This window comes from Micromonospora sp. NPDC003241 (genome assembly GCF_053589795.1).
The window spans coordinates 311,685-330,644 of record NZ_JBSFSO010000003.1; the positions used below are offsets into that span (position 1 = coordinate 311,685).

General features: G+C 72.9%; 17 protein-coding genes. 9 read left to right on the top strand and 8 right to left on the bottom strand.

Translation table 11 applies throughout. The features are described 5' to 3' along the window. On the top strand, positions 1-259 hold a 259-nt coding region (locus ACWDVW_RS04725; protein WP_449944810.1), incomplete at its 5' end, for a substrate-binding domain-containing protein. Between the two features lie 251 nt (positions 260-510). Next, positions 511-1,536, top strand: a complete 1,026-nt coding sequence (locus ACWDVW_RS04730) for an NAD-dependent epimerase/dehydratase family protein (protein ID WP_449944812.1) — start codon at positions 511-513, stop codon at positions 1,534-1,536. Positions 1,537-1,570: 34 nt separating this feature from the next. Here the strand turns inward: ACWDVW_RS04730 and ACWDVW_RS04735 are convergent, their stop codons facing one another. Then, complete coding sequence (locus tag ACWDVW_RS04735) at positions 1,571-2,545, bottom strand: Acg family FMN-binding oxidoreductase (RefSeq protein ID WP_449944815.1); 975 nt, start codon at positions 2,543-2,545, stop codon at positions 1,571-1,573. A gap of 189 nt (positions 2,546-2,734) precedes the next feature. Between ACWDVW_RS04735 and ACWDVW_RS04740 the strand changes: the two genes are divergently transcribed. Then, the gene (locus ACWDVW_RS04740) at positions 2,735-3,373 is read left to right on the top strand and encodes a response regulator (RefSeq protein WP_117226524.1); all 639 of its coding nucleotides are present in this window, start codon (positions 2,735-2,737) and stop codon (positions 3,371-3,373) included. 22 nt (positions 3,374-3,395) lie between these two features. Here the strand turns inward: ACWDVW_RS04740 and ACWDVW_RS04745 are convergent, their stop codons facing one another. The 6 genes from ACWDVW_RS04745 to ACWDVW_RS04770 form a co-directional block, all read right to left on the bottom strand. Further along, positions 3,396-5,024 carry a GAF domain-containing sensor histidine kinase gene (locus tag ACWDVW_RS04745; protein WP_396752027.1) on the bottom strand — a complete coding sequence of 543 codons (1,629 nt, stop codon included), beginning with the start codon at positions 5,022-5,024 and terminating at the stop codon, positions 3,396-3,398. A gap of 146 nt (positions 5,025-5,170) precedes the next feature. Then, positions 5,171-6,178: an Acg family FMN-binding oxidoreductase gene (locus ACWDVW_RS04750; RefSeq protein WP_449944818.1), complete on the bottom strand. Its 1,008-nt coding sequence runs from the start codon at positions 6,176-6,178 to the stop codon at positions 5,171-5,173. A gap of 70 nt (positions 6,179-6,248) precedes the next feature. Then, positions 6,249-7,136: a universal stress protein gene (locus ACWDVW_RS04755; RefSeq protein WP_449944820.1), complete on the bottom strand. Its 888-nt coding sequence runs from the start codon at positions 7,134-7,136 to the stop codon at positions 6,249-6,251. 13 nt (positions 7,137-7,149) lie between these two features. Continuing rightward, entirely contained in the window at positions 7,150-9,543 is a 2,394-nt protein-coding gene (locus ACWDVW_RS04760; RefSeq protein WP_449944822.1) for a phosphoketolase family protein, read from the bottom strand. An 86-nt stretch (positions 9,544-9,629) separates the two neighbouring features. Then, complete coding sequence (locus ACWDVW_RS04765; RefSeq protein ID WP_449944824.1) at positions 9,630-10,490, bottom strand: universal stress protein; 861 nt, start codon at positions 10,488-10,490, stop codon at positions 9,630-9,632. A 92-nt stretch (positions 10,491-10,582) separates the two neighbouring features. Then, a complete protein-coding gene (locus ACWDVW_RS04770) occupies positions 10,583-11,353 on the bottom strand; it encodes a PP2C family protein-serine/threonine phosphatase (RefSeq protein WP_449944826.1) in 771 nt (256 codons plus the stop codon). A gap of 123 nt (positions 11,354-11,476) precedes the next feature. Between ACWDVW_RS04770 and ACWDVW_RS04775 the strand changes: the two genes are divergently transcribed. From ACWDVW_RS04775 to ACWDVW_RS04800, 6 genes are all read left to right on the top strand, one after another. Then, complete coding sequence (locus ACWDVW_RS04775; protein WP_111218248.1) at positions 11,477-11,713, top strand: HTH domain-containing protein; 237 nt, start codon at positions 11,477-11,479, stop codon at positions 11,711-11,713. Continuing rightward, positions 11,713-12,294 (top strand): Clp protease N-terminal domain-containing protein, encoded by a 582-nt coding sequence (locus ACWDVW_RS04780; protein ID WP_449944830.1) that lies wholly within the window; start codon positions 11,713-11,715, stop codon positions 12,292-12,294. The genes ACWDVW_RS04775 and ACWDVW_RS04780 overlap by 1 nt, the downstream gene beginning before the upstream one ends. A gap of 113 nt (positions 12,295-12,407) precedes the next feature. Then, positions 12,408-13,394, top strand: coding sequence for a diacylglycerol/lipid kinase family protein (locus ACWDVW_RS04785; protein ID WP_449944833.1), 987 nt, complete (start codon positions 12,408-12,410; stop codon positions 13,392-13,394). Next, the gene (locus tag ACWDVW_RS04790; RefSeq protein ID WP_449944836.1) at positions 13,387-14,397 is read left to right on the top strand and encodes a YihY/virulence factor BrkB family protein; all 1,011 of its coding nucleotides are present in this window, start codon (positions 13,387-13,389) and stop codon (positions 14,395-14,397) included. The genes ACWDVW_RS04785 and ACWDVW_RS04790 overlap by 8 nt, the downstream gene beginning before the upstream one ends. A gap of 125 nt (positions 14,398-14,522) precedes the next feature. Beyond that, a complete protein-coding gene (locus tag ACWDVW_RS04795) occupies positions 14,523-16,013 on the top strand; it encodes a phosphatase PAP2 family protein (RefSeq protein ID WP_449944839.1) in 1,491 nt (496 codons plus the stop codon). Continuing rightward, complete coding sequence (locus ACWDVW_RS04800) at positions 15,982-17,070, top strand: endonuclease/exonuclease/phosphatase family protein (RefSeq protein ID WP_449944841.1); 1,089 nt, start codon at positions 15,982-15,984, stop codon at positions 17,068-17,070. The genes ACWDVW_RS04795 and ACWDVW_RS04800 overlap by 32 nt, the downstream gene beginning before the upstream one ends. A 550-nt stretch (positions 17,071-17,620) precedes the next feature. On the opposite strand, the gene ACWDVW_RS04805 is transcribed toward ACWDVW_RS04800, so the two are convergent. After that, positions 17,621-18,765 (bottom strand): IS3 family transposase gene (locus ACWDVW_RS04805; RefSeq protein WP_449944842.1). Its coding sequence is split into 2 segments (ribosomal slippage): positions 17,621-18,492 and positions 18,492-18,765, totalling 1,146 coding nucleotides; the frame shifts between segments, so codons are not numbered across the junction. Between the last annotated feature and the right edge of the window lie 195 nt (positions 18,766-18,960).

The following is an 18,960-nucleotide window of genomic DNA, read 5'->3' on the forward strand; positions in this document are numbered from 1 at the left end:
GGTGTACGAGGCGGTCCGGCAGCGGGGGTTGCGGGTGCCGGACGACGTCAGTGTGGTGGGCTTCGACGACCTGCCGGAGGTGCGCTGGTCCTCGCCGCCGATGACGACGGTGCGTCAGCCGTTGGCGGAGATGGGGATGTTGGCGGCGCGTACGGTGCTGCGGCTGGCCAAGGGGGAGAAGGTGGAGAGCCCCCGGATCGAGTTGGCCACCGAACTGGTCGTCCGGGACAGCGCCGCCACCCGGCCGACCACCGGATGAGCTACCGATACTTTTCCGGAAGTTGTTGACGCACGTCTCGGTCGCGACGACGATTTAGCGTGCCAACCTTCGATGAAGGAGCCGGCCAGGGGTGCCCGCCGTGCCCGCGGCACCGCCCTGCCGAAGCCCGTGCCCGGCGCACGCCGTAGGCGTCCGCCGGGCACGGCACCGGACCGGCTTCTGCCCAGGGCAGATCCGCTGTCGGTGAACGAGGTGCCTCGTCATGCCCGACCCACGGCAGGGTGTACCGCATGAGAATGCTCGTGCTGGGCGGCAGCGGGTTCGTGGGCCGGGCGACGGTCGCCGAGGGCCTCCGTCGTGAATGGTCGGTGACGGTGTTCAACCGGGGGCGGCACGGGGCTCCTCCGGACGGCGTACGCCACCTGGTCGGCGACCGCACCACCTCGGACGGGCTGGCCGCGCTGGCCGACGGCGAGTGGGACGTGGTGGTCGACACCTGGGACGGCGCGCCCCGGGACGCCCGAGCCGGCGCGCGGACGCTCGCCGGGCGGGTCGGGCACTACGTCTACGTCTCCTCCGGTGCGGTCTACGCGCCGCCGGTGCCCGCCGGGGTGACCGAGGACGACGCCGTGGTCGACGCCGACCCGGACGCCGCCGACGGCGACTACCCGACCCTCAAACGCGGTGCCGAGCGGGCGGTGCAGGAGGTCTTCGGCGACCGGGTGCTGCTGGGCCGGGCCGGGCTGATCCTCGGCCCCGGCGAGGACATCGGCCGGTTGCCGTGGTGGCTGACGCGCATCGCCCGGGGTGGTGACGTGCTCGCACCCGGTCCCGCCGACCTGCCGGTGCAGTACGTCGACGTGCGGGACCTGGCCGTCTTCCTGCTCGACGCCGGTGCCGCCGGCCTCGGCGGCGCCGTCAACGTGGTGGACCGTGCCGGGCACACCACCATGGGGGAACTGCTCGCCGCCTGTATCGCGGCGACCGGCGCCGACGCGTCGCTGCGGTGGGTCGCGCCGGAGCGGCTGCGCGACGCGGGCGTGTCACCGTGGACCGAGTTGCCGGTCTGGCTGCCGCCCGGCCACGCGTACCGGTGGATGCAGCAGATCGACGTGGGTCGGGCGTTCGCCGCCGGGTTCACCGGTCGACCGGTCTCCGACACCGTCACCGACACCTGGGAATGGCTCCGCCGGGTCGGCACGGTGCCTGACCGGGCGGGCCGACCGGCCCGGGAGCCGGTGGGTCTCGACCCGGTCCGCGAGGCCGCCCTGCTCGCCGAGCTGACCACCGGCCACCCGGTCCCGCCGGCCCACTGAGCGTCGGCCCGGCCCTCCCCGCGACGTCACCCGGTCAGCCGAGGCGCACCGGCAGGTCCAGCGTCTGCTCGACCGGGCGACGTGGGGTGGGCCGGCCGGGTCGACCGAACCCGATCCGCATCACCATCTGCGGTGTGCCGAACCTCCCCAACGACATCCGGAGCTGTTCGCGGGCCGAGGGCACCTCGATCGGCTGGGACAGCATCGACACGGACAGCCCGGAGTCGGTGGCGGCGAGCAGGACCCGCTGCAACGCCTGTCCGGCGACGACCTGGTCGACGGCGGTGTTGCCGGCCGAACCGAGCACCGCCACCAGCGGCTCCGGCTCGAAGTCGCGGCCGGGTGCGCGCTGGGCGCCACCGAAGCCGCGCGACGGCAGCAGATCCTGCGGTTCGGCCTGCGGCCCGCCGGCTGCGGCCGGTACCCCGTCCGGCGCGGGCTCGGCGCGTGCCCAGGCGACGCGTTCGGCCCGGTAGGCGGGGTCGCGTTCGAGGACACGGTGCGCGCCACGCGCGATCTCGGCGAAGGCGGTGACCGCACTCACCCCGATCAGCAGTTCCAGCCAGCAGTGCTCGGCGCGGGCCGCCTCGCCGAGGCGCCAACGGGTGTCGGCGGGTACCGGGTCCGGCCAGAACGGGGCGCGGTTGCTGAACCGGCGGCGGATCGCCGCGTGCAGGTTCTGCTCGGCCGGAGTCGGTCGGCGTGGCAGGTCCGGCACCAACCGGGCCAGCACGGTCGGTTCCGCCGGGTACGGCCGCAGCCGGACGGTGGCCGGGGTACCCGCCACCGCCAGCGCCAGCCGCAGGTTGAACAGTGCCGCGCCACCGGCGACCCGGGCACCCCAGCCGCTCGGGTCGGTGGCGGGCAGCCGCCGCTCCGGGTCGAGCAGCACCTCGATCCCGCCGTCGCGCAGCCGGAACCGCCAGGGCTGGACGTTGTGCAGGGACGGCGCCCGAATCGCGTCGTGCGCGGCGACCCGAAGCTGCTCGACGGTGTAGCCGGTCTCCATGGTCCTGCCCCCTCACGCTCGCCGGTACCTCCCTACGGTGCGCCTCGGGGACCCCCGCCCAGCAGGGCCACACGTCCCGAACCCCCGGGACACCCCGCCCCGGCCCGGACCCTCGCACCGGCGTCGACCCCACCGGGACGGGACCTTCGGCCCGTGCGTGCGGTGGGGGAGAACGGGTAGAAACGAGGGATGATCCGGGTGTTCCTGCTCGACGACCACGAGGTCGTCCGTCGTGGCCTTGCCGACCTGCTCCAGGCCAGCGGCGACATAGAGGTGGTCGGCGAGTCCGGCTCCGCGCCGGAGGCCGCCCGCCGGATCCCGGCGCTCCGCCCCGACGTGGCGATCCTCGACGCCCGGCTCCCCGACGGCAACGGCATCGACGTGTGTCGGGACGTGCGGGCCGTGGACTCCTCGATCAAGGGCCTGATCCTCACCTCGTACGAGGACGACGAGGCGCTGTTCGCGGCGATCATGGCCGGAGCCTCCGGGTACGTGCTCAAGCAGATCCGCGGCACCGACCTGGTCGACGCGGTACGCCGGGTGGCGGCCGGACAGTCGCTGCTCGACCCGGCGATCACCACCCGCGTCCTGGACCGCATCCGCAGCGGGGTGGAACAGCCGCGCGAGTTGCAGTCCCTCACCGAGCAGGAACGGCGGATCCTGGAGTACGTCGCCGAGGGACTGACCAACCGGGAGATCGCCGGCAAGATGTTCCTGGCCGAGAAGACGGTCAAGAACTACGTCTCCAGTGTGCTGGCCAAGCTCGGCCTGGAACGGCGTACCCAGGCCGCCGTGCTGGCCACCCGGCTGCTCGGCAAACCCCGCTGACGCGTACGCGTGACTGCGCCGGTCAGTCCCGCAGCGGGATCGACCAGCGCAGTTCGGTGCCGCGCGGACGGGCCGGGCGTACCTCGAAGGTGCCGTCGTGGCGTTCCGCGCGTTCGCGCAGGTTCACCAGCCCACCCCGGGCGGCGGCCGGGTCGCAGCCCACCCCGTCGTCGGTGACCAGCACGGTCACCTGACCACCGTCGACCCGTACCGAGACCGTCACGGCCGACGCCTCGGCGTGGCGTACCGCGTTGGACAGGGCCTCCCGGAGCACGGCGGTGAGGTCGGGGCGGACCGCGTCCGGGACGGCGCTGTCGACCGGACCGGTCAGTTCCAGCCTGGGACGGAAGCCCAACGACTCGGCAGCCACCTCCACCGCCTCGCGGATTTCGGTGCGCAGCGCCGCGCTCACCGGACTGCGCAGCTCGAAGATGGTGCGGCGGATGTCGGAGATGGTGGCGTCCAGGTCGTCGACCGCCGCGTTGAGCCGTTTGGTGAGTTCGGGCCGCGCGGCCAACGGCACCGCGCTCTGCAGGTGCAGACCGGTGGCGAACAACCGCTGGATGACCACGTCGTGCAGGTCCCGGGCGATCCGCTCGCGGTCCTCCAGGACCACCAACTGCTCGCGCTCCTCCTGGCCGCGTGCGCGTTCCATGGCCAGCGCGGCCTGTCCGGCGAAGCTGCCGAGCAGCGCCACGTCCTCGTCGGTGGCGCCACCGTGCTCGGCGGTGTGCGCGATGACCAGGACGCCGTGCAGGGTGTCGGCGGTGGCCAGCGGCGAGATCACCGCCGGCCCGGTGTGCAGCACCGCCGGCCAGGGGGCGGCGTGGGCGAGGTCGTCCACCGAGTCGTGCCGGCGCTGCGCGATCGGCCCGGCGAAACTGGTGTCCGCCGCCGGCAGCACCGTACCGACCAGCGCGCGGGCCTGAGCGCCGGCGCCGTCGACCACCTCCACCGTGAAGTGGTCGGCCTCGTCGTCGTAGAGCAGCACCAGGGCCAGTTCGGCCTCGGCGACCTCGCGGGCCCGCCGCGCCACCAGCGTCAGCGCGTCGGTGCGGCGTACCTCGCCGAGCAGCAGCGAGGTGATCTCGGCGGTGGCGGCGAGCCAGCGTTCCCGCCGGTGCGCCAGCGCGTACAACCGGGCGTTCTCGATCGCCACCCCGGCCGCCGCGGCGAGCGCCACGACGATCTCCTCGTCGTCCTCGGTGAACTGCGCGCCGCCCTGCTTCTCGGCCAGATAGAGGTTGCCGAAGACCTGGTCGCGGATGCGGACCGGCACCCCGAGGAAGGTGTGCATCGGCGGGTGGTTCGGCGGGAACCCGTAGGAGCGCGGGTGCTGGGTGATGTCCGGCATCCGCAGCGGCTTCGGGTCGTCGATCAGCAGGCCGAGCACGCCCCGACCATGCGGCAGGTCACCGATCCTGGCGTGCAGCTCGGGGGAGATGCCGTGGGTGATGAAGTCGTGCAGCATCCGGTCGGTGCCGATCACGCCGAGCGCGCCGTACCGGGCGCCGGCCAGGTCGCAGGCGGACTGCACGATCCGTTGCAGGGTGCTGCGCAGGTCCAGGTCGGTGCCGATGCCGACCACCGCGTCGAGTAGGGCCCGCAGCCGTTCCCGGCTGGTCATCACCTCCCCGACACGGTCCAGCATCTCCTGGAGCAGTTCGTCCAGGTGGACGCGGGAGAGCGGACTGAGGCCGAGAGAGGGCGGCTCGTGCCGGGGGTGAGGTTCGCCGACGGTCACCCGGCGATGCTAACCGGCCGGCGACGGACGGAGAACGCCCGCCGGACCTCGGCTCACCCCGCCGTCCCCTCGACGGCGGACAGGTCCACCACCTGCGCACGGTCCAGTCGCGGCGTGTGCGGCGGACCGGCGTGCGCCGGGTCCGCGACCCCGAGCCGCAGGACGAGGTACGGGTGGCCGAGCCCGGCCAGCACCCCGCGCAGGACCTGCCGGGTCGCCGGCACCTCCACCACCCCGCTCAGCGGCACCACCGAGACACCCAGCCGGGTGGCGGTCAGCCAGGCGGCCGAGAGCGACTCACCGGCCCGCAGCCAGTCCACCGGCTCGTCCTGGTCGCCGTAGAGCACCCCGTACGACGCGGCCCGGTCGTGCCCCGGACCCACCGGCAACGTCCCCGGGCGGCCGAAGTCCCGGCCCGGCACCGTGGTCTGCGCCGCCTGCTCGGGCAGTACCTCGGCGGTCAACCCGGTCCCGGCGGCCCGGCTGGTCCAGTAGTCCAACTCCTCGCGCAGCCGGGTGTCGTCCGCCTCCACCGTGGCGGCGCGCGAGGCGGCGGCAGCCAGCTCCAGCACCTGGTCCCGGTCGAGGATCTCCAACCGGGCGCCCTCCCGATGGGCGGCAGTGCCGACCGCGTCCAGTCGTTCGTCGCCGACCGGCTCGTCACTGACCGGTCGCCGGTCGGTGTGCCGGACCTGCATGCACTGCACGGCCCGCATCGCGTCCGGATCGGCCCCGCTGGGACGCAGGTCGGTCAGCCGGGCGAGCAGGTCCGGCTCCGCCGGGTCGGGCATCCGCCGCACGGTCGCCGTCCAGCCCTCGGCGGCCAGCGCCAGCCGGGCGTGGTGCAGCGCCGCCCCGCAACTCAACCGGACCAGCTCACCCTCCGGGTCGGTCGCCGCCAACTGCGGATCGCGGACCATCCGCAACTCCAGCGCGTCGGGCAGGACCCGCCAGCGCCACGGCTGCGCGTTGTGCACCGAGGGCGCCCGACCGGCCATCGTGGCGGCCTCCGCGAGCGCGGTGGGCAGCGGGCGATGCGTGGCCGGCGTCTGGTGGCTCATCCTCACGACCTTTCGTCTCTGCTCATCGTGCCGCACCCGGGTAGGCAGGTGGGCCGGGTCGGGTTCGTCATCAGCGTTCCCGGACGACCGCCACCGGGCAGTGCGCGTGCTGGATGAGCTGCTGGCTGACCGAGCCGAGCAGCATGCCGCGCAGGCCGCCCCGGCCCCGGGTGCCGACCACGACCAGTTGCGCCTGACGGCTGGACTCGATCAGCAGTCCGGCCGCCGCGGAGGCGCCCGTCTCGACGCTGACCTCGACGTCGGGGAAGGTCTCCTGCCAGCGGCGCACCGCCTCGTCCAGCTCCGCGCGGTCCTCGGCCAGGGCGGCGTCGCGGGCCTGCTCACCGGTGAGGTTCCACTGTTCGCGTCCGGGCTGCCAGGCGCGTACCACCCGCAACGGCACCCGGCGCAGTGCCGCGTGCTCGACGGCGAAGCCGAGCGCCACCAGGGACGGTTCGGAGCCGTCCACCCCGACGGTGACGTGCCCGGCCCGCGCGGCGTCGACGGTGTCGCGGCGGACCACCACCACCGGGCAGTGCGCGTGCGCGGTGACGCTGACCGCCGTGGAACCGGCGAGCAGGCCGGCGAAGCCACCGTGTCCCCGGCCGCCCAGCACCACCAGGTCGGCCTCCGCCGAGCTCTCCTCCAGCACCAGGGCCGGCGGGCCGTCGCGGACCTCACCGCGTACGGTCAGCTCGGGGTTGGCCGCGCCGGCGTCCGCCGCGGCCTTGCCCACCAGTTCCTCGACCTGCTGGCGGGCCTGCTCGTCGGGCCACATGCCGGGCGTGACGCCGGGGCCGACCCAGCCGGCCACGGTGAGCCACTCGAAGACGTACACCAGCCGGACCGGCCGGCCGTCCCGGCGGGCCTGGTCCAGCGCCCAGTCCAGGGCCGCCGCCGCGTCCGGTGAGCCGTCGTAGCCCACCACGATCTCCGCGCCGCTCGTACTCCTGGTCATGGCTGCTTCCTCCTCAGGGGTTGGTGGGGTCGGTCTCGCGGACCCAGCGCCACTCGGCGACCCGGGGGTCGTCCTCGCCGTACCGGCGGGTGTGGTCGCGGGCCGCGTCGCGCGCGTCGGTCATCTCCTGCCGCAGGTACGCCACCCGGTCGCCGAGCCCGGGCACCCGGTCGATCACGTCGATGACGAGGTGGAACCGATCCAGGTCGTTGAGCATCACCATGTCGAACGGCGTGGTGGTGGTGCCCTCCTCCTTGTACCCGCGTACGTGCAGGTTGCGGTGGTTCGTACGGCGGTAGGTGAGCCGGTGGATGAGCCACGGGTAGCCGTGGTACGCGAAGATGATCGGCTTGTCGCGGGTGAACAACGTGTCGAACTCGTTGTCCGGCAGGCCGTGCGGGTGCTCGCTCGACGGCTGGAGCCGCATCAGGTCGACCACGTTGATGACCCGGACCTTGAGGTCGGGCAGGTGCCGGTGCAGCAGGTCCGCCGCCGCCAGGGTCTCCAGGGTCGGTACGTCACCGGCGCAGGCGAGGACCACGTCCGGCTCGCTGCCGGCGTCCGTGCTGGCCCAGTCCCAGATGCCCACCCCGCGTCGGCAGTGCTGGACGGCCTCGTCCATGGTCAGCCAGTTCGGTGCGGTCTGCTTGCCGGCCACCACCACGTTGACGTAGTGCCGGCTGCGCAGGCAGTGGTCCATGGTGGAGAGCAGGGTGTTCGCGTCCGGCGGCAGGTACACCCGGACGACCTCGGCCTTCTTGTTCATCACGTGGTCGATGAAGCCCGGGTCCTGGTGCGAGAAGCCGTTGTGGTCCTGCCGCCACACGTGGCTGGAGAGCAGATAGTTCAGCGACGCCACCGGCATCCGCCAGGGGATGTCCCGGGTCACCTTCAGCCACTTCGCGTGCTGGTTGACCATCGAGTCGACGATGTGGATGAACGCCTCGTAGCTGGTGAAGACGCCGTGCCGGCCGGTCAGCAGATAGCCCTCCAGCCAACCCTGGCACAGGTGCTCGGAGAGCACCTCCATCACCCGCCCGTCGGGGGAGAGGTGGTCGTCGCCGGGCACCGTGGCGCCCATCCAGGCCCGGTCGGTGACCTCGAAGGCCGCCTGGAGCCGGTTGGAGGCCACCTCGTCCGGCCCGAACAGCCGGAAGGTCTGCGAGTTCGCGGCGATCACGTCCCGGATCCACCGGCCCAGCTCACCGGTGGCGCCGGTGGCCGTGGCACCGGGACGCGGCACGTCCACCGCGTAGTCGCGGAAGTCCGGCAGGACCAGGTCGCGCAGCACCGACCCGCCGTTGGTGACCGGGTTGGCGCTCATCCGCCGGTCCCCGGTGGGCGGCAGGGCGGTCAGCTCGGCGACCGGGGCGCCGGTGGCGTCGAACAGCTCCTCCGGGCGGTAGCCGCGCAGCCAGCGCTCCAGCTCGGCCAGATGATCCGGATTGCTGCGGACGTTCGACAACGGCACCTGGTGGGCGTGGAACGTGCCCTCCACCTGCTTGCCGTCGACCTCGCGCGGGCCGGTCCAGCCCTTTGGCGTCCGCAGGACGATCATCGGCCAGCGGGGACGTTCGGTGCCGGCACCGGATCGGGCCCGACGTTGGATCTCGGCGATCTCGTCCAGCGCCCGGTCCAGGGTGGCGGCGAGCGCCTCGTGCACGGCGGCGGGCTCGTCACCGGCCACCACGTACGGCTGGTAGCCGAAGCCGCGCATCATGGCGAGCAGGTCGGACTCGGGGATCCGGTCCAGCACCGTCGGGTTGGCGATCTTGTAGCCGTTGAGGTGCAGGATGGGCAGCACCGCGCCGTCCCGGGCGGGGTTGAGGAACACGGTCGACAACCAGCTCCCGGCCAACGGGCCGGTCTCCGCCTCGCCGTCCCCGATGACACAGGCCACCAGCAGGTCGGGATTGTCGAACGCGGCACCGTAGGCGTGGCTGAGCGCGTACCCCAGCTCGCCGCCCTCGTGGATCGAGCCCGGCACCTCCGCCGCCACGTGGCTGGGGATGCCGCCAGGGAAGGAGAACTGGCGGAACAGTCGGGCCATGCCGGCCTCGTCGCGGCCGACGCCCGGATACCGCTCGCTCCAGGTGCCCTCCAGCCAGGTGTTCGCCACGACCGCCGGACCACCGTGGCCGGGACCGGTGACGAAGAGCGCCGACAGGTCGCGGGCGACGATCACCCGGTTGAGGTGGGTGTAGATCAGGTTCAGGCCGGGCGAGGTGCCCCAGTGCCCCAGCAGCCGGGGCTTGACGTGCTCGGCGGCCAGCGGTTCGCGGAGCAGGGGATTGTCGAGCAGATAGATCTGCCCGACGCTGAGGTAGTTCGCCGCCCGCCAGTAGGCGTCCAGGCGACGCAGTTCCTCGTCGGTCAGGGTGCTCGGGATGTCCACGGCCGTGTCCATACTGCTTGAGCCTCTCGCGGGTCGGTGGATTCTGCATCCGCTGCGCGGGTTCCTGCCTCCAGCTTCGCGGGATCGGCGAGCGTGGATCAGGGCCGTTGGTCCCGCCCGTCCGGGTGCCCTGGCCCGTCGTCGGTGGGCCCCCCGGTGACGCCACGGACCACCAGCACCGGGGCCGGGGCGTGGTACAGCAGCGACTGGCTGACCGCGCCGAGCATGCCGCGCCACGGTTCGTCGCCGCGCGCGGCGACCACCACCAACTGCGCGGTGCGCGACTGCTCGACCAGGACGTCACCCGGTTCGCCACGCAGGACGCGGCACTCCACCGCGACGTCGCGGTGCGCGGCACGGTGTCGGGCCACCAGGGCGGCGAGGCGGTCGGTGGCCTTGCCCACCGCGTCGTCGGACTCGACCACCCAGACCGCCAGCAGGTGCGAGCCGTGCCGGCTCGCGCAGGCGTAGGCCCAGGCCAGCGTGGTCTCGGCGGAGGTCGAGCCGTCCACGCCGACCAGCACCGGTCCGGTCGGCGCGGGTTCCTGGCGGGCGACCAGCACCGGGCACTCGGCGCGGGCGGCCACCTGGACGGCGGGACTGTCGGCCGGGATGCAGCGGTCGCAGTGGGACATGCCGCCGTCCCCGACGGCCACCAGGAAGGCCGTCTCGGACTTGCGGACCAGCGTCGCCACCGCCGAACCCTCGATGATCTCGGCGGTGACCGGGACCTCCGGCTCGCTCTGGTTGGCCGCCACGGTGGCCTCGGCGAGCAGTTCCTCGGCGTGCGAGCGGGACGCGGTGACCGCGGGCGCCTCCAGCGCGGCCCAGTTGAACGCGTGCATCAGGTGCAGCGCGCGGCCGTGGGCGGCGGCCACCCGCGCGGCGGTACGGGCCACCGGCAGCGCGCCGTCCGGACCGACGCCGACCAGCACCGGCGTCTCGCTGCCTGGGGCCATCCGCCATCACCCCCGCAGCTGCGCTCGGCCTGCTGTTGAGGCTAGTCGCGCCGGTGCGCCCCCGGGGCGTGATCGCCGGACGGCAGCCCTGGTCAGGACGCCGGCCGCGCCCGGAGCACGACCGCGCTGGCGTTGTCCGCCCCACCGGCGGCCAGCGAGGCGTCCAGCAGGGCGGCGACCGCGTCCGCCGGGTCGGCGCGGACCAGGGCGTCCCGCATCCCGTGGTAGCCGACCTGGTCGCTGACCCCGTCGGTGCAGAGCAGCCAGGTGTCGCCGGGGCGCAGCGTCACCGCCAGCAGGTCGGCCTCGGGCGCGGCCGGATGGCCGGCGTAGCGGGTGAGCTGGTAGCGGGCCCGCGCGGCGGCGGGGGAGTCCACCGGGTACCAGCCGTGCAGCACGCCCAGCCAGGCGACCGTGTGATCGGTGGTGACCAGTTCCAGCAGGTCGTCGCGGAGGCGGTAGGCGCGCGAGTCACCCAACTGGACCACCCAGCCCTGCCCGCCGTCCGGCTCGACGACCAGGCCGGTCAGGGTGCATCCGGTCAGCTCGGCGCGACCCGCCCCGGCCTCGCGTACGGCGGTCTGGGCCGCGTCGGCGGCGGTGCGCAGTCCGGCCGCCCCGATCTCGGGCCAGGCGGCGTGGACCCGGGCGGCGAAGGTCGGCACGGCGGCGGCACCGGCGCGACGGCTGCCCGCACCGTCGCCCATGCCGTCGGCCACCACGGCGAAGGGGAGCGCGGGATCGACGTGCAGCACGTCGTAGTTCTCCCGGTAACGGTTGCCGACCACGCTGCCGCCGACCACGTCCAGCGTCAGTCCGGCGAGCGTGAAGCGACGCACCTCGTCCCTGGCGACCCGGCTCACTCGACCCCTCCGACCCCCGACCGGCGGGGAGCCCCGCGCGGCCCCGACCCTAACGGAGGAGGGCCTTCGCGGGGGTGTCAACCAGGGTTGACAGAGGCGATGCTGTCAATGTAAGTTGACGCCATGAGTCAGGCGACGGAACTCGCGGCCGCAGCCGGCAGCACCGACCCCCGGGTCGGCCTGCGCGCGGTCCGCGCCCTGCGCCGGCTGCTCGAACGGCTCGAGGTGGTCCAGGTCGACAACGCCCGACGACAGGGCTGGTCCTGGCAGGAGATCGCCGACGCGCTCGAGGTCAGCCGGCAGGCAGTCCACAAGAAGCACGCCGGGCGACCGGCGGTCGGATCCTCCTGGGAGGCGTGATGTTCGAACGGTTCACCGACCGCGCCCGCACCGTGGTGCGGCACGCACGCGACGAGGCGCGGGCCGAGGGGCGAGGACCCGTCGGCACCGAACACCTGCTGCTCGGCATCCTCGCCGACGGCGACGCGCTGGCCGTCCGGGTGCTCCGGGACGTCGGGGTCACCGGTGACGACCTGCGGGAGCGGGTACGCCGGCACACCGTCCGAGGTGGCGACGGGCTCGCCGAGGCCGACGCCGCCGCGCTGCGGGAGATCGGCATCGACCTGTCCGCGATCGTGGCCCGGATCGAGGAGTCCTTCGGCCCGGACGCGTTGCGTGAGGCCGTTCCGGCACCACGTCGCCGCTGGGGTCGGCTACGGCGGCAACCGGGCGGGCCGTTCTCCGCCCGCGCCAGGAAGGTGCTGGAGCTCTCCCTGCGCGAGGCGATGCGACTGCGTCACCGGCACATCGGCACCGAGCACATCCTGCTGGGGCTGCTCCGCGAGGGCAACGGGCTGGCCGCGCTGGTGCTCACCGAGGCCGGGGTGGACCTGGCCGACGTACGCCGCCGGGTGGAGACCGCCCTGCGGGCCGCCGCCTGAGCCGCACCGCCTGAGCCGCGCCGCCACAGGTCGGCGTCACACCTGCCGGGCGGGTGAACCTGGTCACCCAGCGTCGGGTCGCCGAACCGCCGACCGTGCCGCACACTGACGCCGTGGAAGCTGGACGGCACGGACGGGCCCTGCGCAGTGCGGTCGTGGTCAACCCGGTGAAGGTGGACGATCTCGACACGTTCCGCCACACCGTCGTCGACGCGCTCGCCGCCGCCGGCTGGCCCGAGCCGCTGTGGCTGGAGACCACCGTCGAGGACCCCGGTCGCGGTCAGACCGAGCAGGCCCTGGCCAAGGGTGTGGACGTGGTCTTCGCCTGCGGCGGCGACGGCACCGTGATGGCCTGCGTCAGCGCCCTGGTCGGCACCGACGTGGCCCTCGCCGTGCTTCCCCAGGGCACCGGCAACCTGCTCGCCGCCAACCTGGGGCTCTCCACCGACCTGGCCGCCGGGATCGAGGTGGCCGTCGAGCGCGGCCGGCGGCTGCTCGACGTCGGCGAGGTCGACGGGCAGCACTTCGCGGTGATGGCCGGCATGGGTTTCGACGCCCAGATGCTGGCCGCCACCAACGAGACGACGAAACGGCGGATCGGCTGGCCGGCGTACGTGGTGGGCGCCGCCCGACACCTGCGGGACCGGCCGATGCGGGTGTCCATCTCGCTGGACGACCAGCCGCCGCTGCGCCGCCGCGCCCGCTCGGTGCTGGTCGCCAACGTCGGCCGGCTCCAGGGCGGGGTACGCCTGCTCACCGAGGCCGAACCCGACGACGGCTACCTCGACGTCGCCGTGCTCACCCCGCACCGGTTGCGGCACTGGGTCAGGCTCGGCTGGGCGGTGGTACGCCGCCGCGACCGGGTGCCCCGGATGGAGGTCTTCCGCGCCCGCCGGGTGACCATCACCAGCAACCGGGCGCAGCCGCGCGAGCTGGACGGCGACCTGATCGAGCCCGGCCGTGAGCTGAGCGTGCAGATCCGCCGACGGGCCCTGTGGCTGTGCGTACCGCAGCCGGAGAGCACACCCGACCTGGCCGAGGACGCGTCCGGCGCCGCCGAGCGGGGTGAGCGGCTCATCGAGGAGGGCCGGGGTGAGTAGCACCAAGATGGTGCCGGAGACCCGGCTGATGTCCGACGAGCAGCTCTGCGCCGACCACGCCTGGCAGACGCTGCGCCGCGAGGGCCGCTGGCACCTGCTGCACGACGCCTTCGTCCGGTTCCGCTACGGCGACGGTTTCAGCCACGCCCGCGCCTTCGCCTTCCAGCTCTGCCTGGCCGTGGTGCCGTTCCTGATCGCGCTGACCGGGCTCATCTCGGAACTCGGGGTCGCCGAGGGCGGCGAGGTGGTGGCCGACACCGTGCTGGCGCTCACCCCCGGCGCCAGCGAGGCGGTCGTCGCCGAGCTGCTCGGCGAGGGCGAGGGCGGCGAACGCGTCGAGGACATCGGCGAGGTGGCGCTGGCCCTCGGCCTCGGCACCGGGCTGGTCGCGCTGACCAGCACGATGGCGCAGATCGAGCGGGGCGCCAACCGGATCTACGGTGTCGAGCGCGACCGCCCCGCCCTGCGGAAGTACCTGCGCGCCGCGGTGCTCGCCGTCATCGCCGGCATCCCGGCGCTGACCGGGTTCCTCATCCTCGTCGGCGGCGGCCCGATGGGCGACTCGGTGGAACGCCGCTACGCGTGGGGCGAGGTGGCCGCCGTCGTCTGGGACGTGGTGCGCTGGCCGCTCAGCCTCGGGCTGACCGTGCTGGCCGTCGCGGTGCTGTTCCGGTACGCGCCACGTCGCCGCCAACCCGGCCTGTCCTGGCTGCTCTTCGGCGCCGGCATCGCCACCGCGCTGTGGTGGCTGGCCAGCCTGCTGCTCGCCGGCTACGTACGGTTCAGTGAGGACTTCGGCCAGACGTACGGCGCGCTGACCGGCATGATGGCGTTGTTGCTCTGGGCCAACCTCACCGGCATGGCGCTCTTCGGCGGGCTGGCCTTCGCCGCCCAACTGGAGGCGGTCCGCATCGGCGTGTCCGAGCCCGCCAAGCCGGACCTGTGGAAGCCGAACGCCCCGCGTACGGGTCTGCACGACACCGGCGAGATGACCGCGCTGTAGTTCCGCCATCCGGGCCGGACCGTCGTCCGCCACCCGGAGGTGGGTGTACGCACGCATCGACGCGGGTACAGCGCCACGCCAGAAGGCGTCGCCGTCGGTCGACGCCACCGCACAAGGAGGCTGCCGTGGGCGTGGTCCGGGACGTACTACGACGACCCCTCGGTCACTTCACCGAACGTACCCTCGCCGGGCTGCTGCTCGTCCTCGGTGCCGGGGTCGGCTTCGGGCTGCTGCTGGTGCTGGTCCGCGTGCAGTGGTCCCCGCTGTACGACGTGGACCACGGCGTGGCGGTCTGGCTCAACGAGCAGATCTCGCCGATCGGTCCGCTGGTGACGGTGCTCAACGCCGTCACCGACCTCGGCGGTCGACCGGTGATCGTCTGGCTGGTCACCGTGGCCGTGGTCGGGCTGCTGATCCGCAAGCAGGGTCGGCTCGCGGTCTTCCTGATCGTCACCGGAGCGGGCGCGCTGATCCTCGACCCGTCGCTCAAGACGCTCGTCGACCGGTTGCGCCCGGAGGTGGACGTGCCGATCGGCACGTACGCCGGGCAGAGCTTCCCCAGCGGGCACGCGCTCGGGTCGATGGTCGCCTACGGCGCGCTGCTGCTGGTCTTCCTGCCGGCCATGGCACCCCGCTGGCGCAAACCGGCGATCGCCCTGGTCGCCACCGTGGTGGCCCTGATCGGATTCACCCGGGTCGCGCTCGGCGTGCACTTCCTCTCCGACGTGCTCGGCGCCTGGCTGCTCGGCGCGGCCTGGCTCGGCGTCACCGCGTACGCCTTCCGGCTGTGGCGGTTGGAACGCGGCCGACCGGCCGCTCCGCTGACCGAGGGCCTGGAACCCGAGGCGGCACACGAGGTGGCCCCGGCGCCGGACGAGGAGAAGCTGCTGCCGCACGCCCGCGCCGGCGTCGCCGAGATCGTGGTCGGCTGGGTGCTGGTCTTCGGTGCCCTCTACGGCTTCGGCATGTTCGTCAGCTACTACGCCGACGGCACCTTCCTGGCCCGGCTCGACGAGACCGTGCCGCAGTGGTTCGCCGAGCACGGCACCCCGTTCCTGGACGACCTGAGCTGGTGGTGGAGCAAGGTCGGCGACACCCACGCCATCCTGCTCATCTCGATGGTCTTCTGCCCGCTGGTGCTGGCGATCTGGCGACGCTGGCGACCGGTGCTCTTCGTGGCGCTGACCATGTTCGGCGAGCTGACGCTCTTCCTCGCCTCCGCCGCCGCCGTGGACCGGCCGCGCCCGCCGGTGGAGAACCTGGACGGCCCGATGCCCACCTCCTCCTTCCCGTCCGGCCACATCGCGGCCACACTCTGCCTCTGGGTGGCGATCGCGGTGGTGGTCTTCGCGCGTACCGACCGGTGGTGGCGTTGGCTCTTCGTCGCCGCGGCGGTGATCATGCCGGTCGGCGTGGCCGTGTCCCGGATGTACCGGGGCATGCACCACCCGACCGACTTCATGGGCGCGATCATGCTGACCGGGCTCTGGATCGGGCTGCTCTACTGGGTGGTCCGCCCCAACGAGGACGTGCGGTCCGGCAACCAGCCGGAGATCGAGTCCGAGGACGTGGACACCCTGGACGATGAGCTGGCCAAGGCCGGCCAGCCGGGCTGAGGCGACCGTGCTGCGGGTGATGACCTGGAACATCCGCAACGGCGGGCGGGACCGGGGCGGCCCGGACCGGCGTACCCTGCTGGCCCGGGTCGTCGCCGCGCACCGGCCGGACGTCCTCGCCCTCCAGGAACTGCGCGGCCTCGACGTGGCCCGCTTCGCGGCGGACGCCGGTCTGACGCCCCACCTGGCCCGGTCACCCTTCGGCCAGCCGGTCGCGATACTCGTCGACCCGCGCTGGCCGACCCCGTCGACCGGGCCGGTCCGGCGCCCGTTCCACCACGCGGCGCAGCGCGTGACCCTGTCCACCGACGCCGGGCCGCTCGCGGTCCTGAGTACCCACTTCTACCCGTACCGTGGCGGTCGCCGCCTGATCGAGGCCCGCTGGGCGGCCACCGCGCTGCGCCGGGCCCGCGCCGACCTCGCCCTGCTCGCCGGAGACCTGAACACCCTCGCCCCGTACGCCCACCACGCTCGCGACGCCGACCACGGTCAGCACGGTCAGCACGGTCACCGCGCCGAGCACGCTCACCGCGCCGACCAGGCTCAGCACGCCGAGCACGCTCAGCACGCCGAGCACGCTCAGCACGCCGAGCACGCTTACTGCGCCGACCAGGCTCACCGCGCCGACCAGGCTCAGTGCGCCGACCAGGCTCAGTGCGCCGACCACGCTTACCAGGCCGACCATGCTCACCACGTCGATCACGGTTACCAGGCCGACCACGCTCACCAGGCCGACCACACCGAGAGCCTGGCTCGGCTGGCACCCGCGTACCGCCGTCGGCACCTGCGCCGTGACGGACGGACCGTGGACACCCGGGCGATCGTCCGTCTGCTCGCCTCCGGTCTGGTCGACCTGGCCGCCACCGCCGGACCGACCGTACCCACCGGCCACGGCCGCACCCCGGAGTTCGCCGAGATGCGCCTGGACTACCTGCTGGCCACCCCCGCCCTGGCCGCCCGCCTGGTCGACGTCCAGGTGATCCGCACCCCCGACACCCACCAGGCCTCCGACCACCACCCCGTAGCCGCCACCTTCACCCTCACCCCACCCACCTAGCCACCGTGGCCCGGGTCCGGCTCGCCGAGGGCCCGCTGCATGTCCGCCTCGTCCAGCCCAGCCACCTGTACCCGCCTGGCTCCTGCCCGGTCCATCCCCGTGCCAGTTCCTTCGCTAGACCGACGGTGAGCCCAGGCTGCGAGCGTGTCGACTGTCGTGGATGAATAGTGGTCCACGTCCAGCGCCCCATGCCCGAGACCCTCCACCTGGTCCGGTCCGGCGCGCCGGTCACCACACGTCCCGCACTCAGCGTCCCGCGTCCGGCGCCCGGCCTCCCGCGTCCCGCCGTCCCGCGTCCCGCCGTCCCGCGTCCCGCCGTCCCGCGTGAGCCCACCATGATCCGCCCAACTTCATTGATGTTGCTGCCTCAGAGGCTCCCGGAGACAGCAACATCATTGAAGTAGTTCCATCCTGAATCCGCTGGCCAGTAGGTCTTGACGGTGGGGTGGTGGTAGGTGTTTGAGCAGGTCCACGAAGAGGTGATCTTCGGGTTGATCGTTTGCCCAGCAGGGACTGCCCCGGGTTTGGTTGACTCGCGGGGTTGAGTGGTTCAGGTCGGGTGTGTGGGCTGGTTGATTGTCTCAAACTCGATCGGGGTGAGGCGTCCGAGGCGTTGTTGCCGTCGTCGGCGGTGGTAGGTCCGTTCGATCCAGGTCACCATCGCCAGGCGCAGGTCGTGGCGGGTGCTCCAGCGTTGCCGGTCCAGGACGTTGCGTTGCAGTAGGGCGAAGAACGATTCCATCGCGGCGTTGTCGCCGCAGGCGCCGACGCGGCCCATCGAGCCGACCAATCCGTTGCGGTGCAATGCCTTCACAAATTTCCTAGACCGGAATTGGCTGCCCCTGTCCGAGGGGACCACGGTGCCGGCCGGATCGCGTAGTCGGACCGCGTTGGACAGCGCCGCGACGGCCAGAGAGGCTTTCATCCGGGTGTCGATGGAGTAGCCGACGATCCGGCCGGAGTACACGTCCTTGATCGCGCACAGGTAGAGCTTGCCCTCGGCGGTGGGGTGTTCGGTGATGTCGGTCAGCCACAGCCGGTTCGGGGCGTCGGCGGTGAACCGGCGGTGCACCAGGTCGTCGTGCACCGGCGGCCCGGCCCGCCGCGTGAGCCCCTTGCGCTTGGCGAACACCGACCAGATGCGCTGCTGTGAGCACAGCCGGGCGACCCGGTTCGGGCCGGCGGTGATGCCGTGGGCGGGGAGTTCGTCGGCGATGAACCGGTACCCGAACGCCGGATCATCGTGGTGGATGTCCAGGGCGGCGTTGATCAGATGGGCGTCGTCGACGTCACGTCGCGACACCGGCTCGGCGCGCCATGCGTAGTAGGCCTGCTTACTGAACCCCAACACCCGGCAGGTCACCGCGACGGGGATCCCGTCCGCGGCCAGGTCACCGACCAGCGGGTACATCATTTTGGGGAGATATCCCGGGCGAAGAACGCCGCCGCCCGCCGCAGGATCTCGTTCTCCTGCTCCAGAAGCTTGTTACGCCGACGCAGCTCTCGCAGTTCCGCTGACTCGCTGCTGGTGGCCCCGGAACGGACACCGTCCTCGACATCGGCGAGCTTGAGCCAGCGGTGCAGACAGCCCTCGGAGATCCCGAAGTCCTTCGCGATCTGCCGCAACGGCGCCTCGCCCTTACGCGCGACCGCGACCACGTCACGACGGAACTCCGGCGGAAACGCTTTCGGCATGACAGACATCCTTCCAGCGAGGAACGCATCCTCACAGGTCAGGAGTCAACCAAACCGGGTGCAGTCCCGCACACCAGCGTGGCCTGCATGACATACAGATGAGCCCTCGGCCAGGGTGTTCGGTCGTGACACACAAAAACCCGCCGGCCGAGGGCTCGCCGCTTGTCTACCAGTCCCGTCTACCGCTGTCCACGA